This window comes from Paenibacillus sp. LjRoot153 (genome assembly GCF_964253085.1).
In the GTDB taxonomy this organism is placed as follows: domain Bacteria; phylum Bacillota; class Bacilli; order Paenibacillales; family NBRC-103111; genus Paenibacillus_E.
In genome coordinates this window covers 2509022-2533662 of the sequence record NZ_CAXUQH020000001.1, presented here as the reverse complement: position 1 = coordinate 2533662, position 24641 = coordinate 2509022, and the positions used below count along the sequence as shown (strand labels likewise).

The window sequence follows — 24641 nt, the reverse complement described above, 5'->3', positions numbered from 1 at the left end:
GCATGAATTGTTTATAAAGTTAACATAATAAAATATCCGACTACTTTACTGCACCCTGCGTAATTCCTTGAATGATTAACCGTTGGACAAAGAGATAAATAATTAAAACGGGTAGAATAACCATTAATACCGCAGGCAAAAATTTCTCATAATCTGCCGAATAAGTTCCATTAAATACTTGAATAGCTAAAGGCAGAGTCAGGTTCTCTTTACCTGCATTTTGCAGAATGATGACCGGTAATAAAAAGTCATTCCAGATCCATAAAACATTGAGAATCCCGATAGTAGCGGAAGTCGGCGTTAATATCGGCCAAACAATCTTGAAAAACGTTTGCCGAGGATTACAGCCATCCATCAACGCCGCTTCTTCTAATTCAAGAGGTACGCTTTTTATAAATCCATGATAAATAAACACGGCAAGTGAGGCGCCAAAACCGATATACATGAACATTAATGTTAGCACAGGCGAGGATTGAATCCATCCTAGTTTTTGCCCGTAAATGGATACTAACGGAATCATGATCGCTTGAAATGGAATGATCATCGCCGACACCATCAAGAAAAAAAAGGTATTGTTAAATTTCGTGCGGTTTCTTACAAAATAATGAGCTGTCATCGATGAAAAAAGCGATATGAAAGCAACACTTACGAAAGTGATAAGCGATGTATTTATAAAACTGCCAAAGTAATTCATTTCGATAATGGCCGTTTTGAAGTTTGCAAAATTAAAGGACGTCGGAAAGGAAATCGGCGACCCAATGATTTGATCATTCGTTTTGAATGAGTTTAAGATTAGTAGTACAAATGGAAAAACGAATATGATCAATGCGGCTGCTAAAACCATGAATACAAGTGTCTGCCGAAGGAGATGGCGCGCTTTCATTAGGCTTCAACCTCCAGCTTCTTGCTAAAATAAACCTGAAGAATCGTTGCGCCCGCAACCATGAAAAAGAGCATAAATGCTTCTGCTTGACCGACACCGTAGTCGAAGCTTTTAAACGCTTTGTCGTAGACGTGCATTGAAGCCATGACCGAGCTTCCGAATGGGCCGCCTTTCGTTAATGACAAGTTCATATCATAGACCATAAAGGTCCGCTGCAAGGTAAGAAAAACGGTAACGATAAAGGACGGTACCATCAAGGGAAGTACCATGTGTGTAAGCTTCTTCCAACTACCTGTGCCGTCGATAGTAGCTGCCTCCAAAATATCCCGTGGGACGCTCATTAAACCGGCAACGAAAACAACCATCATATACCCTGCATATTGCCAAACACTGACAATGATAAGCGCCCAAAATACCTTATGCTCATCTCCTAACCAGGATTTGCTTAAGATAGACAATCCATATTTTTGGCCGATGTTCACAAAAAAACTGTTAAACATAAATTGCCAAATGAATCCAAGAACCAGGCCGCCAATCAAATTTGGCGTAAAAAATGCCGTACGGAAAAAGTTCTGCCCTTTAATTCCGGACGTCACCAAATACGCCAAGAAAAACGCTACAGCATTTACTAATACGACTGTACAGACAACATATTTAACTGTCAGCAGCATGGCGTCCCAAAACTTGCCATCCTTAAAAACCTCAACGTAATTACTAATTCCCGTAAACGGCATACTGGAAGAAATACCATCCCATTTGAAAAATGTCATATAAATTCCATAAAGGAAGGGAATCACGATAACAGCAAAGAACGCCAGTATTGTTGGTCCTGTAAAAAAGAGTTGATTACTGATTCTTCTAACCGGGCTCTTTTCAGAAATCATTCGCTCTGCCTCCACTTCTCTATCTATGTGTGATAATTTGAAAGTCGATGGACGAGTTGTGATCGTTTCATCCATCGACTTTCATTCTATATATTTAACTGATAACTATTTTCACTTCACTTTTTTCCAGTAGTCTTGAATTTCTGCGGCTAATGCAGCACGGTCAGCTTTACCAACGAGATACTTTTGCATCGAAGCGCCAAGCACTTTCCAATGATCGCCCGGTACATAGTTCCCAGCAAAAGGAATGGATTTGCCAGCATTATTATATGTTTTGATCGCTTTTGACAGAGAATCTTTAGGTTCAAGAGTAATATTTTTGAATGCAGGAATGACATTAGCTTTGTTCACCAGGAAGTCTTGGCCTGCTTGATCGTAAACGATCCAATTCAAGAATTTCTTAGCGGCATCTTGTTGCTCCGGTGTATTCACGGTTTTATCGATAAATACTTGCTTCGTTGCCCCAACCGCAATAGCGGAGTTCGCTTTATCACTTGCATTGTTACTTATAGGAACCGGTATGAAGCCGTATTCGCCTCCTGCTTTCACTTTATTCAAATCACCAATCATCCAGTTACCGTTGAACGTAATCGCCGCTTCACCTTTTGCTACAGCAGCGGAAGTTTGGTCATAACTGACAGAAAGAGGATCATTTTTCCCTTTGTTATATTTCTTCATGACATCGAAGGTGTCCATTAACCCTTTTAGCGCAGCATTGTCAGCCATTTTAACATTACCGGCTTTTAAGCTATCCAGGAATTTGTTAACATCGCCATCCGGTTGTGTAGCGTAATCAATGGCCAGGAAGTGGTTACCCAAGGACCAATCCATGCTTCCGATCGTTAATGCTGCTGTCCCGGAAGCTTCAATTTTCTTGAAAAGATCTTCCAGTGCCGAAGTGGTGTTGATCGTAGCCGGATTAAAAGAACCGCCCACTGCCTTATCGACAACCGCCTTATTATAGATAAGCCCATATCCTTCAACAGCAAATGGGAATGCCATGGTTTTTCCATCGATTTGGTTAGGTTGCGCCAGATCATTTACCCATTTTTCACCCGAAAGATCGGCAGATTTATCTTTAAACTTTGGAATGTCACCAGCATCTAACATCGTTAGCGTTGCTGGTGTGCCCGAAGCGTAAAGCAGCGAAGTTCTCTCAACAGGAGACTGTCCATCTGCCGTCGTCAACACTTCAACTGTAATATTGGGATTTGCCTTAGTAAACTCTTTCGCAGCTTCTCCAATTTGTTGTTGAATTTCAGCTTTCGAATTCATGAATGTGATTTTTACAGGCTTTACAGTTCCTGTTGCTGTTTCTTTAGCGGCTGGAGCCGTTGTAGCAGTGCCGGAGCTAGAGGTATTGCCTCCGCAAGCGGTAATCATCATTGCAAGTGTCAAGGTCATCGAAGTAACAAGAGCGATTTTTTTCATTTTGTGCTTCCCCTTTTCAAATAAAAAGAATGAATGATTTCGTTATTTTTGAATATTACCGTTTGAATCCACTTTGCGAATATGTTTCCACATCACCCCCAGAAATAATCAAAAAGGACATTTATTACGTTTTCTTAAACGAAAATATCAACATACAAATATGCTTTATCAAAGGAGAAGCGCTTACAAACACATTATACATGTCAAACGATTGACATGTCAATCGTTTGACATGTTCGTTTTTAAAAAAACTTTATCCATATCAGATAAAGTTTTTTTGCTTAAGTTGAACTCCGTTCTACCATCGTCACTGGAAGTTTATTTTCCATAGTAACTTTTTCTCCAGCCACCAGTTTGTCAATAAGATCAACTGCAAGTATGCCCATTTCTTCAAGAGGTTGTTTTATCGTAGTTAACCCTGGAGTCATAAGTGAAGCAAACTGAATGTCGTCGTAACCAATCAGCTTGATTTGTTCCGGAATTTTCATTCCGATTGACGAACATACTTTTATCGCGTTTATGGCAATCATATCACTAGTCGCAAAAAGACCATCCACATCCGGATGTTCATCAAGCAGATTCTGAACTACACGTTCGTAATGTACGTTCTCAAACACATCGGAACCGAGTTCTATGACAATCGGCTCCAAAGATTTACTGTTTAGTGTTTTCAAGAATCCCTCCGATCGAAGGTCACCGAGTAAATCAGGATTACGCCGTCCACAGATAAGGGCAATCTTTTTGCAGCCTTTTCTGATAAGCAATTCAGCGGCTAACACCCCACCGTGATAATTATCCGACGAAACGTAAGGAATCCCCGTTATAAACCTGTCAAACGTGACGATCGGTTGTTGAAGCTGTGTATATTCATGAACATCCAGTGTATGGCTTCCCATGATAATGCCTTCAACCCGATTACTTTTGAGCATATCGATATACTCTTTTTCTTTGAGTTGATCCATTCTCGAATTACATATAAGAATTTTGTAACCTAACGATGAAGCATGGTTTTCAATGTAATTGGCCAATTCCGCGAAAAATGGATGGGCGACCGTAGGAATAATCATTCCTAGCATCATCGATCTTTTCCCGATCAGGGACCGGGCTATTTCATTCGGTTGATACTGCATTTCTTTCATGACTCGGTATACTTTTTCCCGTGTTGCCTGACTGATATAACCACGATTGTTGAGGACCCGCGATACTGTTGTAACGGTGACCCCTGCTTTTTCCGCTACGTCCTTAATAGTCGCCATTGGTGTTATTCCTTTGCCAAATAAGATTAGTTCATAATTATATCAGTAAAAAGAAGACATATAAAGCTCCTTAGATCACTTTTTACATCTATACTCGTTACTTAAGAAAAACCTGATTAGCTGGTATAGTACAAAAGGCCACCGAGTTTACACCGGCAGCCTGTTTGATCTTTGTTATGAAGCTATCGTTCTGCGTTAGCTTAGTCTTCTTTTCATAATTTCAAATCATTCTTAGCTAAGTCCAAAGCTACAGCTATTTTAATCTGATTCGTTTTACTAAATCCCTTAGTCAAATTTTCTAAGAGATACACATCTATTATTGGAGCTACTTTATTATCGTATCGATCCAACTCAATCTGAATTACTGTTTGTGTATCGACAAGAAAACTTATAATATCTTCCCCCTGCTCAGGAATCCAATATAAGATGTACGCTGTTTTCATTGTGGGAAAGGTCTCTCTAATAACGCTTAAAAACCTTTGCATCGAAACATCATTAAAAAGACGAGTTTTTGAGGCTTGTAATTCTTTTCTATACGTCTGTTCCGTAATAGTCCCTCTAAGTTTCATGATTTTCCTCTTTATCTGAAAATGCAGGAGATTATTTATACATTACTTATTCATTAGAATTGCACGTTTTCCTACCCGTTAGTTGAGCAAATTCGAATTTTCAAGACACAGTACTGGCGGCAAGGGAATGCTTCAAATTCAGAACTTATGGCAAAAATATGCTTCATAATTGAACTTGTTGGAATGAAAATAACCTAAAATCGTCTGATTTTAGGCAAGAAAATGATTCAAACTGTGGCAAAAAAATAGTTCAAATCACAGGCTATTATATGTATGTTTGAAGCTTTAAGCATATCTTTGCCGCAGCGGCAATGAAATGCTTAAAAGAACCGACGGCAATAAATACTTCAAACACTGTATGTTATCATCATTGTTAGCTATTTAATGTTAAAAAATCCTTAATGTTACGCGGTTCAGTACAGATACGCAGTTCCCTAAGGTTATATCGATAAGTGAGGTAAAAACATATCTTTGTAACTGCTGCTAGCTCCCAGGGGAATTAATGCTTCCAAAATCACAAATATCGAGTCATGCTCTCCCGGGTTATCCAAGATTCGCAACCTTATCAGTTTAAATCAATTCGGAGGCCTTGCTTGAACCAAATTGCGTCGAAAGACACTGACCGCAAGTAATATTGCTAAAGGCATTACAAATGCAAAAGGCTCCCACATTGGACCTAAATAACTAACGATTTCCCCCCATTTCCTCACGCCTGTGAAGGAGGCTTTCCCATTTAAAAAAAAGATCATTCCAACGATTAATATAACCAGCCGGCTGTCACGGAGATTGAACAATCGTACTATAAATAAATTCATAACATATAGTGCAATTGTTACTTTCATAAAAGAGCCCACAATCAAAGACATGCCTATAACGGATTCAATTCGTTGAATGATTTCCTGTACCTCGATCATCCGCGCCAACTCGAACATAGGAAATTTACGGTCGCCAGCGATGGGACCGAAGACTAGGATCGTGCTCATGGTAACCAGAATTAATACGATCAGATTTAAGGACATTGAGACAAACATAACCTTCGGTATCCGATGTCGTTCATCTTCTCTTACGAATGGGATCAACATGCTGAACAAGAAAAGTTCCGCGTATGGAAATGAAAAAGACATATAAGCGCCCAAAATAACAGGCTTGAACTTACTCGGTAATAGGGGTTTCAAATTACTGAAATCATAATCCGGAATGCTGAGCACAAGCACGATGCCTACAAAAACCAATAAAGTAACTAAAAGTAACGCAAACATCTGTGCGATGACTTCAATGCCTGACAGGACAGTCAGTACAGTCACAATCAATATTGTTGAAGTAAAGATGTAAATCGGAGTCTCACTCATCATGGTGCTCTCCATAAAGAGGCCGACATCTAGCGTAATCCCTGTACCAATATGAATAATAAAAGGTAACGGAAGCAGGATCACGATGATGAACGTCGCGGCCTTGCCGATTAAGGAAGAGCTGATATCAATAAAATCAGTGCTAGGAAAGCGTTTATGCAAGTAGAGCATACCTGTTAGCAGCAGACACCCGGCAGTCCAAGAAATAAGGATGGACAACCATGCGTTGTTTTTCGCTACTGCAATTAAGGGGCCGGGAATATTTATAATGGATGACCCGGTTAAATATGTGAAAAATAAGACTCCGAGCTGTCTTGCACTGATCTTGTACTCTTTTAAATCCATGATTCATTCACCTAATCCCAAGTTATTCAGAGGGTTTCAACATTTCGACCACCTTACGAGAACTTTTACCAAATACATAGTCCGCCCAATCGTACATTGCGAATAGTTTCGTATGCCAAATACAATCGATGCTCATTAGTACGGTAACAGTCAAAAGCGAAACATATACGATGCGTTCTCTAGCCTCGGCTCCTTTTAAACGTTTGAAATCATGAGTCAGGATCGCTCCAAATAGGATGATAATCAAAATAATAAATCCAGTCATGCATTTACCTTCCCGGGTTACTTCGAAAATACCGGTTTACCGGCAGATGTACCCGTGTTTTCCAGATTCAACGTAACGCGAGCATCAAAACTGGCATGTGAAAAATAGTTTTCCCATTCCGGCTCTATCTTGTTCCATAAGGTTTCGTTATTTTGATAAACACGATTGCCGATTAGAAAAATGTCCAGCTTCTTTTTTTGCAAATCCTCAAAAGTTCGTTTCATCCGATCGACAATAATTTCCTCCGTCTTTTTCACAAAAGCTGTCTCGGCATCGACTGAATCGAAAGCGGTGCATTTAAGCTCTCGCGCCGAGCCTTTGGCCGTTGCCTTAACCGAAACGACCAATTTGTCTTTAACAAATTGATACTTTAGATTGCTCGAAAACGCGGTAACTTCAACGATTTCATTTTTCTGCTTGTTTTCAGCTGAATTCCCACATGGAACCTCGACCAGACCATAGTTGTAACGATTCGTTAACATGAGGTATCCGTCATTTTCGTCTCCTGTCAATTTATCAACCATTCTGTCTTTCTTAAACAAAGCGGAACCGCTGACTTTGAAGCCTTTCTCCTGGTTGGGAATGACATATGCAATGACCGCATTGCCAGTTTTGTCCTTCAACTGTTTACCTAAATCTAATAAATTAGAGTCCACAGTTCGAGCTGAGTACTTATAGAGCGCCTTCTTGGATCGCATGATTTGTTGACTAGTCGTTTGCTCTAGTGTTGGTTTCTTTTCTAAGTACGATTGTGCAGTGCCTTTTGTAATCATGATAGACGCTGTTAGTCGAGGTTCAGGGTCGCGATAGAAAATATCCAGTAGATCGCCAACATTAGTTCTGCGTGCGGTATCTTCGCTGATCAGAATGACTCGCATATGGCTCCACTGTGATCTCCTTCCAAGTTCTCCTGTGATTTTACGTATTGCTGGTAGTACCGAATCGCCCGTTGATATGACATTAAAACTTGTGGTTCCAATGTCTTGGCTGTTAATCTTTCCTCCCTTCGGTTTATAGTACTGTGTAGTAATCTGCACAGTACCGTCCTGCTTCGTATCGATCGCCAAACCCATCACGAATACCAAATCAGTTAATTCGTAATGACTCCAGCAACCAGTAAGGAAGATCGAAACAATCACCAATACCATGTTCATTCGGAGAATCTTTTTCATCTTTTACCATTCCTCTGTAAAGTCCTTCCTAGGATGCCAGCTCTTGATTTTCGCATTAACTGTCGAAGAGGTACACGAACAAATACATCCCGCCATTCAGGTAAGTTCAAAGGCGCGAGCGGAGACATGTAATATTGACCTAGCGGGCGCAATTTGCACAGATGAAGTAAGATTAACATCAACCCTAACATCAGTCCGTACCCTCCGAGCCAAGCTGCTAATATCATCAACGGAAAGCGCAAAACACGTAACCCGATCGCCACACTGTATTGAGGGATAGCAAAAGACGCAATTCCCGTTAATGACACGATGATGACCATACTTGGCGAAGCAATGCCTGCTGAAATTGCGGCTTCCCCAATAACAAGCGCCCCCACGATACTAACAGCTGACCCAACAGGACGTGGTAAACGAATTCCAGCCTCCCGAAGCAATTCGAAGAAAAACTCCATGAGAAAAGCTTCAACAAATGCTGGGAATGGTATCCCCTCTCTTGCATCGACAATGGCAAGAAGTAATATGGTTGGGATGAGCTCAGGATGAAATGTCGTGAGCGCGATATACATGCTGGGTAGTAAGAGTGCGATAAAAAATGCAAAAATGCGCAACAACCGGATTAAACTCGATAGGACAGTCCGTTGGTAATAATCTTCGCTTGATTGGAACAATTCGATAAATAAGCCCGGGCATAACATCATCGTGCCGGTTCCATCTACCATCACAACTATCTTTCCTTCCAGAAGTCCAGCAACTACTACATCTGGACGTTCGGTGAATCGCACTTGCGGGAACGGAGAATAGATATTATCCTCCACCAATTCTTCGACATAAGATGTCTCGAGAATTTCCAACTCGGGGATGCAGCTTATTTTCTCAACGAAAGCATTCAGTAAAGGCTTGCTTACACGGCTATTTAAATACCCGTAAACGAGATTGGTCTTCGATTCGCCGCCTCCTACCAAAAAAATCATTTTAAGGTCAGGGGTTCGCAACCTTTTTCGGATCAATCCCACATTAGTCTTGAGATCTTCGACGCTCCCTTCGCGTGGACCTTGTACGACGGATTCGCTTACCGGTTCTGCCACAGGCCTAGTTTCGACGCCAAATGCATCAAACGCAAGAGCTTTGCACCATTTATCGATGAGAATAACAATATGACCGTCTAAAATATGGGTAACAACATCGTCAAGACGTTCAAACAGAACAGCACTTTTTGTAGATACACCATGGTTTTCAAAAAATGAGGTGAATGCTTCCAATGTCACATCTGTGGTAGTTCCGTTTTCAGGCTTAAGCAGATCTTGAAGCGCTTTTTTCAAGTAATTGGTTTCTTTTTCCTTGGAAAGTGTTTTAAAGTAAATCGAACAGGCAGAAATGGAGAAATCCTTACCAAAACGCCATTCTTGAATCACTAGATCATTTGCACATTCAAATACTTGATTCAATATAGTCAAATTATCATGGATCGATACTGACAAGCTTTTCGCAATGTCCATTGAATGAGATGTCGCTATCAACATGTTCACCTCTTCCTAGGTCATGGTTATGTGTGCTTATTCTGTCCAAGATATACATATCTATCCATATTTAGTTTTCAAAAAATGCTTAGTACTTGGGATTAAAACTCAGACTAAGCTTTTAATTCTCTACTATCGTGTTTTACCTAATTTACTGATCTTCAGATTCAATTTTTAATTATGGCGTTCTCCATCAATCAACTCAATTGCACATATATGAGGGATTTCCTTGTTGTCCGTTTAATTGAACAGACTCCCAAAACACATGAGGCTACCCATACACACAATGTGCCGGTAGCCTCTTAAGGTATATTGTTACGCTCTGGTCTTAAAACGGGATCCGCAGAAGCAGTTCCCGTTTCAATTCATTGAACTAACGTTATCCGTTAGTTCAGAAAAGCCCCGATGCTTTATCGCTACAGTTGGGGGCTAGGAGTAATTCATATCTTCCTTTCATTAACAAATGCTTCAATTAATAATATTAATTCAGATGTTTCTATAGAAGTAACATTATTCTCTTCACCATACTTGAGTACTATGAACATTAGGAAAAACTAATTTATGAAATATATCCCTCCAGAAACAGTGTTAAACCTTATTTTCCCATGCTCAATTCTTATAAAGGGAATCTTCTCGTTAATTTCTAAAACTTTCTCTAGACCGCCTGTCACTACTATACATTCGCCACCACAGTGCGAAATGATCTCTATGCTTTGTAGACGACATTCTGCCCACTGAAAGCTAACCTCAAAGCCTCCTCTTGCACGCAAGCCTCTTGCACTTCCGTTAGGCCAAGCATCAGGTAAAGCCGGTAATAAGTGAATATATCCTTCATGCGATTGAAGTAACAGTTCAGCAATACCTGTTGTGATACCAAAGTTACCATCGATCTGAAATGGCGGATGAGCATCTAATAAATTAGCATAGACACCGCCTTTATGATAATTTAGTGATTCATCTTTCACGAGTTTCAGCAAATTTGACATCAGCTTTAATGCGCGATTGCCGTTTGCAAACCTTGCCCATAGACACACCTTCCAAGCAAGACTCCATCCCGTTCCTTCATCCCCTCTTATTTCCAAGGACCTCTCTGCTGCATTAAAAAACAGTTGGTTCTTTGCGGCTGTGAGCTGTTTTCCAGGATATACGCCAAATAGGTGGGAGACATGTCGATGATTAGTATCTTCATCATTAAAGTCGTGACTCCATTCCTGCAATCTGCCTTGCTTGCCAATCTGCATCGGGAGCAGTCGACTTTGTGCAGCAACTAAACTTTGACGAAAATCATCATCTATCTCGAGGACATCTATAGCCGCGATACAATTCGTAAACAAATCCCACATGATTGAAATATCCATCGTTGCACCTACACTTACGTCTGCCAATTCCCCATTCGGAGCAATGAACCGATGTTCCGGAGAGGTGGAAGGGGCTGTCACCAGATAACCATCTGAATTCAAGAAGGACCAGCTCAAACAGAACTCAGCTGCGCCTTTCATCAGCGGATAAGCGACTTCACGAAGGAAACCACGATCTTGGTTAAATTCAAAGTGCTCCCACAAATGCTGACAAAGCCAAGCCCCTCCCATCGGCCAAAGCGCCCATACGGGCTTACCATCCTGTCCGAAGTCACCAACAGGTGCGCTTTGTCGCCAAATATCTGCATTATGATGAGCTGTCCAACCTTCAGTACCATAATTCACTTTAGAAGTTTCCGCTCCATTGACGGACAAATCCCGAATAAAACCGAACAGTGGTGTATGGCACTCCGATAGGTTTGTTGTTTCAGCATGCCAGTAATTCATTTGAGTATTTATGTTTAAAGTCCAGTTGCTGCTCCATGGTGGCCTTATTTCTGCATTCCAAATGCCTTGCAAGTTAGCCGGTTGTGTACCTCTACGTGAGCTAGCTATTAATAAATATCGGCCGTATTGAAACAGCAACTCAATTAACCCCGCATCCCTTGCACCATTTTTCTCAATTCGTAAATCCGTAGGAAGATCGGCATCGTACTTCTCTCCTCCAATATCAAGTGACACTCTATCAAAGAGAGAGCGATGATCCTCAACGTGCCTATGATACAAAACATTAAAATTGTACTGTTTTACCAAATCCAAATTTCGGCTTACCTCATTAGCAATCTCTTCGCGAGCTCTTAAAGGCTTTTTATCAAAACCGCAAAAACTTGTTGCTGAGCAGAAAATAAGTGTCACTGTTGTTGCTCCATCAATATGAAGCCCATCCTGATTCACAAGCATCCTACCTGTATCAATTACAGCACTTAGTCTTCCTTCAAATCGCATAGCTGTACTTGTATCCCAATCCCCATACTGGATTGGATCCGAAAGATTATAATAGCTTGGGACAACATGTTCTGGTGCTAATCCTTGCATAATCAGCTGATCATCTAGCCAACAGGTTTGATGTAAAAGATCGCTGCTTAATTTCGCGGTAAAATTCAATTTTCCTGGATTGCTAACCTCAAGTCGAATAATTAGTGCTTGGTCCGGATGTGAAATAAAATATTCCCTTTTATAAGTTACGTCCCCTATTTGATAAACAACTCGAGAAACCGCATTTTTAATATCCAGGTTACGTTCATAGTTGTGAGCAATTTGTCCATGTCGAAATGCAAGAAATAGATGACCAAATGGCAAGTATGATTCATTGTAGGGCCCCATCATATGCAAAGAAGCATCTGTTGCTTCTGTATATTCCCCATTAGAAAGATGCTCCCTGACTTGAAGTAGCTTTTCTTTAGCTCCAGGATTGTTCCAGTTCCTTGGCTCCCCTGACCAAAGTGTATCTTCATTTAGTTGCAAGTGTTCAGTCTCTATCCCACCAAAAACCATAGCCCCAATGCGACCATTACCAAGGGGAAGTGCTTCGTTCCAGTTTCGCGCAGCCTGATGATAAATCAGTTTATTCATGTTACCCTCCTGTGCAAATGGTTATCAAAATACATTATACTGGAGCGATTTGATGCTTTACATGGATAATTCTATCTTGTCTATGGGGAGATTTTTAACCATTTACAACCCCCCAACTTCAACTATAATAGGAGTAATTACTAGAAAGGAGTATGCAGAAATGAGAAAGTTAAATACGATACATTCGAAAATATTTCTAAGATACTCCATCCTCATTGCCGCCATTATCGCTTTCTTTCTTGTTTTTTTCAGTCTATATATGTCTAAGATTCTAAAAGTTGAAGCAACTCAAAATATGCATCAGATCTCATCCAATATATCTGACACATTGGATTTAGAGATTAATAATATGTATGCAACCGCACTCAAAGTCGAAGCCTCAATTCCTATTAAAGAGGTGTTTTTTAGTGACAGTAGCGACCCTGCTGTTCTCTTCGAAAACAGAAATCGCCTGGCCAATATAATATTATCCATTATGGGGCCTTTGCCTAATTTCTATAAACTGAAGCTTCACCGAAATGATGGGTTTAGCTTTGAATATGGTAGTCAATTTAATACTTATCAAGAAGATACTCTCACCTTTAATAAACAAAGTTGGGTCATCGAAACGTTTAAAAAGGACGGCATTAAATCTATTTCTCCTCCCCGCCAAGATCAAGTTGATTCCAATATAACCAACGTAATTTCAGTAAGCATGGCATTTGCTGAAATCTATGGGATGAAGAATGATAATATCGTCACTGTTGAGCAAAACTACAATGTCTTCGAAAAGATCATTGAAAAGGCTGTTATCTCGCCTGACAACCAAGCAAAACTAAATAAGACAATCATTCTTCTGGATAAATCAGGAAACCTTATTTACCCAATGGAGAGCCAGCAAACAACCCTAGAGCTAATAGAAGAATACAAGCGTATCATTCAAGAAGGTTCATCTGTATCAGGTAGCCATACACTTATTTATCCTAGTACTAAAGAAAGAAGTATCGTCACTTCCGTCCAATCCAACTTTTCTGGATGGACTGTCCTGTTAGAAGAGCCGGAATCGAGTCTAATGGAACCCGTCACTTCGTTTAATGAGAAAGTTATATTATTTGGTATTGTTTTTCTAACGATTACACTCATTATGACTTTCTTCGTCTCCAGAAGTCTTTCAACGCCAATTAAAAAAATTAACCGTTCCGTTCGAAGTTTGGACCTCAATTCCCTTATGCCTAGACCCACACTTGAATTAAGAAGTAATGTTGACGAGCTTCAGGAACTATATCAAACCTTTATCGAAATGCGTGAAAGAATGCAAGAATCCCTGGAGGAAGCCGTGGCTTCCAGATCTCACGAAATACAATCCCGAATGCTGGCATTACAAGCACAAATGAATCCTCACTTTTTGTACAATTCACTATCAGTTCTGAGCATCATGTGCGAAGATAATCGCAATGAGGACGCAATACGGTTCTTAAATGGACTTTCCAGTATCTTGCGCTATATATCTACCAACAGCCATCATCCAGTAAAGTTAAGTGAAGAAATTAAGCATACGAATGACTATATGCTACTTATGAAAGAACGTTACCGAGAGATGCTTGAATTTCATATTCATGTTCCAGAAACAATGATGCATCTAGAAATTCCTAAGCTTTGCATTCAACCTCTAGTTGAAAATGCGGTTAAATACGGTAACCAAGTAGATCCTCCTTGGGTAATTAGGATTACAGGAAAGCTATTATCTGAAAACTGGATCATAACGGTCTCTGACAATGGTGGGGGATTTTCAGATGAGCAGCTTCAACAAATCAAACAGAAACTAGCAAGCATTGACGATATCAAAGGGTTGCCTGAGCTCGCGTTAAACGGAATGGGTCTTCCTAATCTCTACATCCGGTTAAAGCTTCTCTATGAACAAGCGATGATTTTTGACATCAAAAGCACTAAAAATGAAGGTACAACGATTACAATTGGGGGCTCATTACGTCATATGAGAAATCTATTATGAGTACAAATCGGATAATTAAAGTCATTGTTATCGAGGATGAAACAGCCATACGGGATCATATTATCCGAAAAATAGAGCAAACAGCGAGTGATTTCAAAGTCATCGCAAGCGCCTTCAATGGAAAAGAAGGCCTTCAGAAGATTATTCATTTAAAGCCGGATGCCATCTTTACGGATATACGCATGCCTATTATGGACGGTTTAGAGCTAATAACTGAAATAAGAAAATTGATGCCGGATCTCCCCATTGTCGTTCTTAGTGGCTATAATGATTTTGATTACGCTAGGCAAGCGCTTCGTCTGGGCGTATCGGAATATTTATTGAAGCCCCTTACGAATGAGGCACTCTATCAAACCCAAACCAACATTAGACGCATTGTCTACAGTAAATTTGAAACTATTGAGCGTAAAATTATTTCTTCCGAATTGTCGGGGAGTCTTCCCCCTACCAATGTACCGGCTTATTTTGATAATTCGTTTTTCTTAATCTATTTATTAGGTATCGGTAACTTAAGCAACTACATGACCTTAAATAATCGCATACATTTCTTTGAACAATGCTGGGCTAAATTCAATTGGGAGCAGATCATTAAACAACTTCCATTACAGACATTAAACTGGTGGGTCATCGATGAGAAATTATCTAATCAGAAATTTTTAGTTCTCTCTGTAGCTCCAAATAAAGATATCGAGCCTGAAGCCGTAACCAGGGTTCTTCATTCTTTATTAATTCAATCTGTATCCCCTTATCCTGTATCTATTGCTACTGACTACTCTAATTCATCTAATCAAGGACTATGGGATACAGCTCAGAAGCTCAGATTAGCCTTTGAAAAAGGGATTGTACTTGGTAAATCAAGTTTTATTAATAATTTTGATCCTCAAGTTCCAGAGAAACCGAATATCCAATTAATTAGTCCTGCGTTTTCTACTAAGATATCCTCTCTCCTTGAGCCACTTAAGAACGATATCATCAAAAAATTGATATTTGATTTATTTGATGCTTGGGAGGTAGCAGAATTTCCACAACGGCTAGTTGAGAAAGGGTTTATGGAACTTATTCAAACCATTCAAAAAGGAAAAATGACGACGCTGCAGGTAAACACGATGGATTTGGAATCTCTGCTTTTGGAACAAGTCAGTGAAGCGATTGATTTTAAAAGTGCTTGTGATCGTGTTTGGAATCTCATCGATTCTATGTTACTTGTAACTACCCACACAGACCCTAGCTCTGAAATTGCCGACAAAATTGAAAGATATCTCAAAGACAACTATGTCGAAGATATTAGCCTTGAGGAACTTGCTAACAGGTTCAATTTTACATCTGCTTATTTAACAAAAATTTTCAAGAAATATAAGCATGAAACCCCGCTTAAATATGTAATTAATCTTAAAATTGAAGAGTCGAAGAGACTAATTGTTGAGCATCCTAGTTTAGATTTGAAGGTCATTGCTGAGATGGTCGGTTATTTTGACCAACATTATTTCAGTAAGGTTTTTAAGAGTATGGTCGGGAAAACTCCAACTGATTTTAGGCTTGAACATCGAAAGTAAGTTACTTAGTCTACATAAACAAATAAAACCTTCATCACCTGCGACTTTGGCTGGTGTTGAAGGTTTTATTTGTTATCCTTTGATAGCTCCAGCCGTCATACCTGCAATAATGTGTTTCTGTCCGATCAAGTACACAATCAAGGTGGGGATGACAATGAGCATTGCGCCAGCAAATAGTAATTCATAGCTGGAACGAAAAGCACCGATAAATTGAAATAAGAGCAATACAGTTCCCCACTTTTGCGTCTGTGTCACAAAGTATAGAGGGAAAATAAAATCATTCCAGCAATTGACGAAATTAATGACCATACCTGTCACGGTAACAGGCTTTAGTATTGGAAAGATAATCGAGTAAAACCTACGCAAAGGTGAAGCTCCATCTACCGTAGCTGCCTCATCGAGATCTGCAGGTAAGTTACTAATAAAACCAATATACAAGAAAATGGTAAAGGGTAGAAATGAAGCTGTATACAGTAAGATTAAACCATGGTAAGTATTAATAAAATCCAGTGCTTTCATTACTTTAAACGTAGTGACCATATTCATCGGGGCAATCATCCCGACCAGAAATAAATTGAAAATGGATGTGTTTATCCGACTTTTTCTTCTCACAATAATATAGGCAGCCATAGCCGCTAAAATGCTTGTGAGCAATATAGAGGAAATACTAAAGATCGAACTATTCATAAAGGCCTTTAACATATCCCCCGTATGAAACACTTCCGAGTAATTATCAAAATGGAAGCTCGATGGCCATTTTATCGTCATTGCTTGTACTTCAGTCGCGGATTTCACTGAGTTAATCAGGACAAAATATAGCGGGATAAAAATAATCAATGAAACTACCCAAAGTAGAATTTCCATTATACGATTTGGTAGATTTTTCATGATACATCCACCTCAAACTTTTTGAATATGGCGTTGATAAAGAAATAAACGACAGTAATAAATAAAAATAACATTAATCCCATTGCTGTAGATAGACCGTAATTTCCCTTTGAAAACTCATTCAAGATTGTAACATTAAATACCTCGGAAGCTCTAGCAGGTCCACCGTTTGTAAGCACGTAGATCAAATCGAAAACTTTGAAACCACTGATTAGCCCTAGCAATGTATTAATGACAAAGGCTTGATATAAGTAAGGCAATGTTATATGAACCAGCTTTTGAAAGGACTTGGCTCCGTCCATTTCCACAGCTTCGTAAATTTCTTTTGGAATCATTTGCAGCGCAGCTAAGAAAACTGCCATAGCAAAACCGGAAGCCCTCCATATTTCTACCAATGAAATAGACCATATCGCTAATTTTGGTTCAGCAATCCAACTGTGTGTCCAAGATTCTAAACCAATCCCTGTTAAAAAGTGATTTAATATCCCCTGAGGACTGAAAATTTCCGAAAACATAACCCCTAACAGCACTGTGGAAATCGTAATAGGCAGAAAATAAACAGCACGCAAAACATTTCTAGAACGAATACCTTCGTTTAAGAGTAGTGCTAACACAAGCCCAAAAACAATTTTCAAAACCGTTGTACATAACGCAAAAATTGCCGTATTTTTAAATACATCGCCATTACCTGCTGAACTGCTGAACATTTCTCTAAAGTTATCCAAGCCAACAAATTTAATTGTTGTACTGATAACATTCCAATTGGTGAAGGCATAATAAAAGCTAGCGAAATTGGGGATTAAAAAAAGAACAAAGTAGAGAAGTACAGCTGGCAACAGCAAATACTGAGGGTACATTTTTTTAGTAATCTTAGGTACGTTCATCATTATCATCCCTTTTTAAAATCCTTTGAGAAATATCCATTGTGAAATGAATGACTATTTCCATCTTCTCAAGCAATGGATATTCCCCAGTTTTGCTCCCCTTATTTCGAGAGTGAATTATTTCGTCTGTGCATTAAATATTTTCTTACGGTCATTATCGATAGCTTCAAGTACTTGCTTCGCTGTCTTTTTACCAGCCAACAATTCACCAATATAGTTCCCTACAATTGTGTTGTCCCAAAACTTAATACCTGTTTCCATAATCGTGTCATTCGTATTATCGGAGTTAGCTCGAAGTGTTTTCTCCAAATCCGAAATCACAGGAGTGAAAGCTTTAAATGATGGATTTAACCCAATTGCCGCATAGTATTTTTTCAACACATCTTCTCTGCTGATGTATTCTAAATATTTTTTAGCAGCATCAATATTTTTACTATTTTTATTGATTGTACGGATCAAAGTGCCATCGTAGACTGCAAGCATTTTGTTATCCGCGAATGGTGCAGGGAATGAAGCAAACTTCGAGAAGTCGAAATCCGGATTAGAAGCTTTCGCTTGAACATCTTGATTAGCAGGTACCATGAACATGGCATATTTCCCATCTTTTAATGCAGCCATTCCTTTATCGTAAGTGTTTGAGAATGCATCTTTGCCAAAATACCCTTTATCATAAAGTGTTTTGTATTGATTTAGGAAGGTGTCGAATACTTTGCTATCAGCAAAATTCGCTTTATTGTTGTTTAAACCATCAAACAGTCCAAATTGATCCTTATTTGCTTTTGGACCTAAGAGTGCAAACCAAATCCCTGAATGCCATGTATCCTTCAGCGGTTCAAAGATTGGCGTTACACCTGCCGCTTTAATTTTCTCACTTACAGCAAGGAATTCATCGAAAGTCTTAGGTACTTCCGCACCTACTTTACTAAACAATTCCTTGTTATACAGGACACCCCAACCACCATCTTCTCCAGCAGGACCCCAACCAATAACCTTACCGTTCGCAGACCCATTTTTCTTAGCTGCATCTGTTAGTCTTGCAACCCATGGCTCATTGCTAAGATCTAGAAAGTTATTTTCCGGGAAGAACTGAGCGGAATTCGCCTCTGGCCATACGATCGCCACGTCTGGTCCCTCTCCGGAAGCAAATTTGGTTTTGAGTACGCCTGCATATTGTTCCGCTGGGATCACTTGGACATCAACTTTAATACCAGTTTCTTTCGTGAAGTCAGCAATAATATCTTTATCAATTTGTCTTACCCAAGTATCACCAGACGCAGTTGCAAGCGAAATCGTAACATCCTTTTTAGGCTGTGCTGCAGTAGTTGCAGCAGGAGTAGTTGTGCTGGCAGCACTTGCACCTGGTTTATCTGTACTGTTACCACATGCTGCTGTAATTCCCATAGTCATTATGATCGTTGCCGCAACGCTAATGTTCTTCAAATTGCTTCTTTCTCTTTTCAATTAAAGCCCCTCCTCAAGATGTACATAATTAGCTTTATTAGTTCAATTAGTTCATTTCATCCTGCCTTTTCCGGAGAAGACAGTTCGTTGTTTACTTACACTTTGAATTCTAGTGGTTTATCATCAAATCGTAAATGTAGAAAACGCAGGGCGATACGTGGATATTTTTAACCAGGGATAATACCTATTATTTGCCTATTACTAATCACGTAATCGAAGATCAACTTCATTCAACGAAATAATAAACATAAAAATAAACGCCAAATAGCCAATTAGAATAGAATGATTGGCTATTTGGCTTCCTAGTTAATTAAATAATTCACTGTGTGTAACTAAAAGCATCAATCGCCCCGATCGTATCGGAGGATGCAGCATTCTTAGTCCCATCAACAACAACTTTGATTGTGTGAGAACCCGCTGTAAGTCCTGTTTTGCTAAAGAGAGTCACTTGCTTGGTTGTCGTTGCCGCATATGCGTCAATGTTTGCTGTATCGAGTACGCCATCGATATAAACATCTATAAGCCCCATATTGTGTTGCTTCATAGAAATCAGACTGATCGACGTTCCTGTAAAAGTAAACTGTGCATATGCACCTGCTGTCCGATTATAGGTTTCGGTACTGCTGTAATCAGACGCGCTTGAACTTTGCGACCATGTACCACTGTAGGTAACGGCTGGATCTCGATCATCCACGGTTATGGGAGTTGGCGGTGCCATGACCGTTTGACCCAATTTGGCAACCCATGCATCATCAAACTGCGCAATTGTCCCATCATACACCGACAAACCAACTTTACCATTTGCAAAGGTTTTATCTACTGCGGTCAAAATCGGATTTCCATTTAGTGTAACCGTAAACGTATCATCCCTGACAATCAAGCTTAATGCATACCATTTCTCCAAATTCACGGTCGTGCTGGCAGTCGCTAAGGTAGACCATGTGCCAGCAACTCGCTTCTTAAATTGAAGTTGCCCTGTAGTTCCATTCGTGGATATCCCTAGTTTGTACATGTTGTTGTTATCGACTACTCGGAATAGCATACCCGCATCATATTTCGTACCTGCTTTAAATTTCATTAATACTTTGTACATGTAATTCACCCATGCTGAATCCCCCGCTGTCGAAAAACTCTCTACCCCTGCATTAGCAGAAGCTGAATAGATTCCGTTCTCTCCGCTTGTGTGAATTGCATTATTATTAACAACCTGCCAAGTGCCATTGCTGTTAATCCACTGCCATGGGAAATTAAAACTCGTACGAGTAGGCCAGTATGTGAATGCAAGCGCACCTTCACCTACCCAGTCCGTAGCTGTGCTCCAACTGCTAAAGTCAGAACTATAATCGACCGTCGATCCCACTGTAACTTTGGCATCATCAACAAGCACAAAATCGTTCGGAGCGCCATAGTTCACTTCAGTCTTCACACCGACCATCCCAGTTGTATAGCTGGCATCCGTCGCTGTAATATAGAGAGTTCCATCCAAATAACACTGAATCGTGGTACCCGTCATAACAATTTTCACGGCGTACTGTTGATTCGCTGAAAGGGATACTGTGCTTGTTCCTAGCAATGTCTTGTCATCTTTATACAATTTCAATTCCTGTGTACCATCAGCGTTCACATTCTTGTTTAATGGATCGAGCATCAGGGAATAGCCAGTACGACTAGCAGGAGTTTGCCGGAATGTGACCCTTACAGGAGTTCCTGCTAGGGAATTCACTTTTAATTCATACGTAAAATCACCCGAATAACTCTTCTTCTTCATATAAATCGGTACATCACTGACCCACGGGGAATCATATGGCATGATTTTCATTTGCCCATTCTTCACAGTCCAATGCTCAGATCCCAGATTGGTATCCTGATCATTCGCTTCGCTATCATAGCTGAAGTCATTGAAGGAAATATCTTTAAGCATCTGAATTTCAGCAGGAATGTAAGAAAACCGGTCTACACCAATACTGCCACTTTTTTGAATAATTTTAATCGTATGCTGTGTATTCGTCAGACCTGTTTGTCTATAAATGACTTGACCGTACAACTGTGTGGCGTTCATGGTGCTGATATTCGAAGCTTTCAGTGTTCCATCGATGTAGACATCTGCCGTACCTCCAGTTGGACCTTTACGGTCTAACCATGCAATGGACGTTCCAAAAAATTCATGCGAAGCCGAAGCCCCTGAAGTGGAAGTCAGGCTGTAGGTCGAATTGTAATCACTGGTAGTACCCGCATTAGTCCAAGTACCCGAATACGTAATTAAATTGCTTCCATCATCTGTACGTGTCCAGAAATTAGCATCGTCAGCTGCGGTATTGAGAAGGAGACGCACTGGTCCGTTATGGTTAACGGTAATAGTATCGACAAAAGTAGTGGCATTCCAATTTTCTGTATACGTATAATGATCATCATATCCAGAAATAGTAATTACGGGCTTACTTGTCGCAGAAACTGTAAACACGGTCGAGCGCAATGTCGTATCGTTCGGATGTGGCACATAGCTGTACTCTGCAAAGTAATCAGTAAATTCTAGCATCCGTTTACCCGCAGGTACATAAATATCTTGCTGATGATCGGATCTATAGTCATTGAGCAGAATGTCTAGACTTGATCCCGAATCATTCACAGTGGCCCATGTATGTGGGGTAATCGTCGTGAAATTCAGTTGGGAGAATGTCGTGCCTCCTGTCAAAGGGAGCGATGCCGTTTCATTCGTGTTAGCTGTGTAATGATTATTGTACACAAGCCAATTATTGCCGTTCTTTTGTGCAAATGCTGTACCTGAATATACGGATGGGTATTTGGTATTAAAGAAGGCTGTCCGCGTAGCCTGATCGGTATAACTGGCATTATAGGTGGTCAAATCGAGCACGTTAGGGAATTGTGATAGCACACTGCTAGGAGCATATTTCGGGATTTGCGGAATCATCCCATACCTGCCCTTAGATCTTAACCAATACCATAGACCGGAATTTGAGTTTGCATCTGGTGCAACTTCATACAGTCCTTGGAATAACGAGGTCTGATTTTTGACCGAGCCCCACGTCCGAGAATCAGAAAGTTCATTCATGGTTCCTGCTGAAGCATCAAAAGCAACTTTTGTATTCGCAATTACCTGCGCTTTGGTCGGTGCTGGATTATTAACGATATAACGGAATGCAGGTAGGATCGATTCATAAAATAACGGCGTATACATATTGTTCACGGTTGGAAGATCTAGCTGATTTTCCAGGTGATATACGGTTGCCCCATTCATGTAACTGTCAAGCATATTCATACTATAAAGTGTCTCTGGAACTGCGCGTGTCGTACGATCACCACCACCATTAGAAGAAAGTCCAAAAATATTACTTGCTGGAAACGGATAACTATCATAATAGGGGCCCCAATTATCTGCCACGCCTGCCAGCCAATAACCCTGTGCCTCCGAGTTTACGTAATCATAATTCTTGTGAACCATTTTAAAATTCGGAATAAAGTTAGCACTATACTGTGCAATGGAATTGTAATACGACTGAGATTTCATCGCTGTTGCAAAGCTGTCGTTATCCTCCATAGAGCCTTGAATATGATACCCACCATAAGTGTTAGCTAACGCTAGCAGACCAGGAATAGCCGAGTTTGTGCTAACTAATTCAGATACAACTGTACCTATCATGTTCGGATATGTCTGATAGAGGCCTTCGAGCCACGTCATCCCATCAGAACCACTTGTTGGATTCTCACCATATAGCACCATTGTCGGGATATTGAGATCTTTGCCCTCAGCCAAATTGTCTTGAATCCATTGTCTCGAATCTGTTACCAATGGCTTTGTAAGCCAATTCGCAAAGTGTCCGGGATGCAGGACGAATACAACATAGGGCTTAATATCATCTGGAAGCGCTGCCCACGCTTGTTTAATATCCCACTTGTTGTTATTATCACGTCGAAAATCAGTGTCAGCACTTGAGTTATTCCCCATGATCAACTGCATGACTAGCATTGGATGAGCGTTATCAATCACTCTTCGCATAGCACCAGCCGCGTGCACTTCTTTTTCCCCTGTAAATAGAGTCAGTGATCCGGTTAGTGAAAACATGAAGCAGAAAATCAAGAAAACTTTCATCATTTTAGCGAAATATCGCTTTACAGCAACATTTAAATTCTAAATGAAGCAAATCTATTTTTAAATGTTAAAAAGTCGACTTGCGAAGTGTAAATTTTTAACTACCAGCCTCTACAGTAAACAAATAAAATGACAAAAAGCTAAGTGGCTTGTTTGCACTTAGTTTCTTTGCTCCCTTATGACAAGCAAACCATTGACTTTATAACCTTCGACTCCGGTTTCAGCCACGTTTCAAACTGATCTACCATTTCTTCGAAGGAGGAGCGATGTGTGATATAACGGTCAATGTCGATGTTGCCTGACATTAATGCAACCTTTACCGTATCAAAATCCTCGGTTGTGGTACAAGAATTAAAAAAGATAGCAAGTACCTAATAAATTGTAATTAACTATGCCACAATACCAAATATTTTATTGAGCCATTCAACATCAGAGAGGACAGACGAATTATTTTCGGCCTGCCCTTTCCTTATCATATGTAAAGCCTCAATTCCCTTTAACGTTTAAACCGCTGGAAGAAACGATTTGAAACCAAGCATCGGTTTTGTGATTTTCTTTATGAACCGGTGATCTTGCTCCACAATGTTTGTAAAGAAACGCTTGGCTGCCGTCATATCACGATTTTCAGATAACATGAAATCAATCGTGTTTCCTTTTGAATCTACTGCTCTGTAAAGATATTTCCACTGTCCTTTAACTTTAATATAGGTTTCGTCCGTACGCCAAGAATCGTTTGAGGGTTTCAAATAGCTGCGGATTCGTTTATTTCGGGTCCAAACTCATGGACCCATCTCATGATCGTTGTATGGGATATCTTTAAACCCCGCTCGCACATCATTTCGACTATGTCTCGATAGCTTAAACTATATTTTATATACCATCTCACGGTTAGTAAAATGATTGCTGATTCATATTGCTTCCATTTAAATAAATCAATTTGGTTTCCAAAGTAAGTTGCTCCATCCCATGACTTCATTATCGATTATGTTATCATGAATAGAGTTTTGCACCACAACCCATATTTCCATTATTGTCTTATACTAAGTACTTTATCTACCCACTCTCTATTCTATCTAGGTAATTCTAGGCCGTCTGTCACAAATGAGAATTTCTTTTTTCGAACGAAGTCATCATTTCCTACTCACGAATATAAGAG

At 39.9% G+C, this 24641-nt stretch carries 16 protein-coding genes and 1 pseudogene; 2 read left to right on the top strand and 15 right to left on the bottom strand.

Annotated features, from left to right (window positions below; translation table 11 throughout):
• Positions 1-40: 40 nt before the first annotated feature.
• The 10 genes from ACSQ8P_RS11085 to ACSQ8P_RS11040 all read right to left on the bottom strand — a co-directional run bounded on the left by ACSQ8P_RS11085 (position 41) and on the right by ACSQ8P_RS11040 (position 12601).
• Complete coding sequence (locus ACSQ8P_RS11085) at positions 41-883, bottom strand: carbohydrate ABC transporter permease (protein ID WP_436235220.1); 843 nt, start codon at positions 881-883, stop codon at positions 41-43.
• A complete protein-coding gene (locus tag ACSQ8P_RS11080; protein WP_436235219.1) occupies positions 883-1767 on the bottom strand; it encodes a carbohydrate ABC transporter permease in 885 nt (294 codons plus the stop codon). Before ACSQ8P_RS11080 ends, ACSQ8P_RS11085 begins: the two co-directional genes overlap by 1 nt.
• 111 nt (positions 1768-1878) lie before the next feature.
• The gene (locus ACSQ8P_RS11075; protein WP_436235218.1) at positions 1879-3198 is read right to left on the bottom strand and encodes an ABC transporter substrate-binding protein; all 1320 of its coding nucleotides are present in this window, start codon (positions 3196-3198) and stop codon (positions 1879-1881) included.
• A gap of 281 nt (positions 3199-3479) precedes the next feature.
• Positions 3480-4454 carry a LacI family DNA-binding transcriptional regulator gene (locus ACSQ8P_RS11070; RefSeq protein WP_436235217.1) on the bottom strand — a complete coding sequence of 325 codons (975 nt, stop codon included), beginning with the start codon at positions 4452-4454 and terminating at the stop codon, positions 3480-3482.
• Positions 4455-4666: 212 nt separating this feature from the next.
• Positions 4667-5023 carry a hypothetical protein gene (locus tag ACSQ8P_RS11065; protein WP_436235216.1) on the bottom strand — a complete coding sequence of 119 codons (357 nt, stop codon included), beginning with the start codon at positions 5021-5023 and terminating at the stop codon, positions 4667-4669.
• 575 nt (positions 5024-5598) lie between these two features.
• Positions 5599-6717: a GerAB/ArcD/ProY family transporter gene (locus tag ACSQ8P_RS11060; protein WP_436235215.1), complete on the bottom strand. Its 1119-nt coding sequence runs from the start codon at positions 6715-6717 to the stop codon at positions 5599-5601.
• A gap of 22 nt (positions 6718-6739) precedes the next feature.
• A complete protein-coding gene (locus ACSQ8P_RS11055; protein ID WP_436235214.1) occupies positions 6740-6982 on the bottom strand; it encodes a hypothetical protein in 243 nt (80 codons plus the stop codon).
• Positions 6983-6999: 17 nt separating this feature from the next.
• Positions 7000-8136 (bottom strand): Ger(x)C family spore germination protein, encoded by a 1137-nt coding sequence (locus ACSQ8P_RS11050; RefSeq protein WP_436235213.1) that lies wholly within the window; start codon positions 8134-8136, stop codon positions 7000-7002.
• 14 nt (positions 8137-8150) lie between these two features.
• A complete protein-coding gene (locus ACSQ8P_RS11045; RefSeq protein ID WP_436235212.1) occupies positions 8151-9650 on the bottom strand; it encodes a spore germination protein in 1500 nt (499 codons plus the stop codon).
• Between the two features lie 575 nt (positions 9651-10225).
• Complete coding sequence (locus ACSQ8P_RS11040; RefSeq protein WP_436235211.1) at positions 10226-12601, bottom strand: glycoside hydrolase family 95 protein; 2376 nt, start codon at positions 12599-12601, stop codon at positions 10226-10228.
• A 160-nt stretch (positions 12602-12761) separates the two neighbouring features.
• Between ACSQ8P_RS11040 and ACSQ8P_RS11035 the strand changes: the two genes are divergently transcribed.
• Positions 12762-14591: a histidine kinase gene (locus tag ACSQ8P_RS11035; RefSeq protein WP_436235210.1), complete on the top strand. Its 1830-nt coding sequence runs from the start codon at positions 12762-12764 to the stop codon at positions 14589-14591.
• Positions 14588-16144: a response regulator transcription factor gene (locus ACSQ8P_RS11030; protein ID WP_436235209.1), complete on the top strand. Its 1557-nt coding sequence runs from the start codon at positions 14588-14590 to the stop codon at positions 16142-16144. Before ACSQ8P_RS11035 ends, ACSQ8P_RS11030 begins: the two co-directional genes overlap by 4 nt.
• Positions 16145-16216: 72 nt before the next feature.
• On the opposite strand, the gene ACSQ8P_RS11025 is transcribed toward ACSQ8P_RS11030, so the two are convergent.
• The 5 genes and pseudogenes from ACSQ8P_RS11025 to ACSQ8P_RS11005 all read right to left on the bottom strand — a co-directional run bounded on the left by ACSQ8P_RS11025 (position 16217) and on the right by ACSQ8P_RS11005 (position 24461).
• Positions 16217-17032, bottom strand: coding sequence for a carbohydrate ABC transporter permease (locus ACSQ8P_RS11025; protein ID WP_436235208.1), 816 nt, complete (start codon positions 17030-17032; stop codon positions 16217-16219).
• Positions 17029-17919 carry a carbohydrate ABC transporter permease gene (locus ACSQ8P_RS11020; RefSeq protein ID WP_436235207.1) on the bottom strand — a complete coding sequence of 297 codons (891 nt, stop codon included), beginning with the start codon at positions 17917-17919 and terminating at the stop codon, positions 17029-17031. The genes ACSQ8P_RS11025 and ACSQ8P_RS11020 overlap by 4 nt, the downstream gene beginning before the upstream one ends.
• A 114-nt stretch (positions 17920-18033) precedes the next feature.
• A complete protein-coding gene (locus ACSQ8P_RS11015; RefSeq protein ID WP_436235206.1) occupies positions 18034-19377 on the bottom strand; it encodes an ABC transporter substrate-binding protein in 1344 nt (447 codons plus the stop codon).
• A 319-nt stretch (positions 19378-19696) separates the two neighbouring features.
• Positions 19697-23458: a glycosyl hydrolase family 98 C-terminal domain-containing protein gene (locus ACSQ8P_RS11010; RefSeq protein ID WP_436235205.1), complete on the bottom strand. Its 3762-nt coding sequence runs from the start codon at positions 23456-23458 to the stop codon at positions 19697-19699.
• Between the two features lie 416 nt (positions 23459-23874).
• Positions 23875-24461 (bottom strand): annotated as a pseudogene (locus ACSQ8P_RS11005) (IS6 family transposase).
• Positions 24462-24641: the final 180 nt, after the last annotated feature.

Excerpts from the sequence above, each read along its gene's own strand:
- ACSQ8P_RS11010 (WP_436235205.1), bottom strand. The coding sequence starts at position 23,458 with ATGTTTTCACTAACCGGATCACTGACTCTATTTACAGGGGAAAAAGAA.
- ACSQ8P_RS11085 (WP_436235220.1), bottom strand. The coding sequence starts at position 883 with ATGAAAGCGCGCCATCTCCTTCGGCAGACACTTGTATTCATGGTTTTA.
- ACSQ8P_RS11025 (WP_436235208.1), bottom strand. The coding sequence starts at position 17,032 with ATGAAAAATCTACCAAATCGTATAATGGAAATTCTACTTTGGGTAGTT.
- ACSQ8P_RS11040 (WP_436235211.1), bottom strand. The coding sequence starts at position 12,601 with ATGAATAAACTGATTTATCATCAGGCTGCGCGAAACTGGAACGAAGCA.
- ACSQ8P_RS11065 (WP_436235216.1), bottom strand. The coding sequence starts at position 5,023 with ATGAAACTTAGAGGGACTATTACGGAACAGACGTATAGAAAAGAATTA.
- ACSQ8P_RS11070 (WP_436235217.1), bottom strand. The coding sequence starts at position 4,454 with ATGGCGACTATTAAGGACGTAGCGGAAAAAGCAGGGGTCACCGTTACA.
- ACSQ8P_RS11020 (WP_436235207.1), bottom strand. The coding sequence starts at position 17,919 with ATGATGAACGTACCTAAGATTACTAAAAAAATGTACCCTCAGTATTTG.
- ACSQ8P_RS11035 (WP_436235210.1), top strand. The coding sequence starts at position 12,762 with ATGAGAAAGTTAAATACGATACATTCGAAAATATTTCTAAGATACTCC.
- ACSQ8P_RS11080 (WP_436235219.1), bottom strand. The coding sequence starts at position 1,767 with ATGATTTCTGAAAAGAGCCCGGTTAGAAGAATCAGTAATCAACTCTTT.
- ACSQ8P_RS11030 (WP_436235209.1), top strand. The coding sequence starts at position 14,588 with ATGAGTACAAATCGGATAATTAAAGTCATTGTTATCGAGGATGAAACA.
- ACSQ8P_RS11060 (WP_436235215.1), bottom strand. The coding sequence starts at position 6,717 with ATGGATTTAAAAGAGTACAAGATCAGTGCAAGACAGCTCGGAGTCTTA.
- ACSQ8P_RS11045 (WP_436235212.1), bottom strand. The coding sequence starts at position 9,650 with ATGGACATTGCGAAAAGCTTGTCAGTATCGATCCATGATAATTTGACT.
- ACSQ8P_RS11055 (WP_436235214.1), bottom strand. The coding sequence starts at position 6,982 with ATGACTGGATTTATTATTTTGATTATCATCCTATTTGGAGCGATCCTG.
- ACSQ8P_RS11075 (WP_436235218.1), bottom strand. The coding sequence starts at position 3,198 with ATGAAAAAAATCGCTCTTGTTACTTCGATGACCTTGACACTTGCAATG.
- ACSQ8P_RS11050 (WP_436235213.1), bottom strand. The coding sequence starts at position 8,136 with ATGAACATGGTATTGGTGATTGTTTCGATCTTCCTTACTGGTTGCTGG.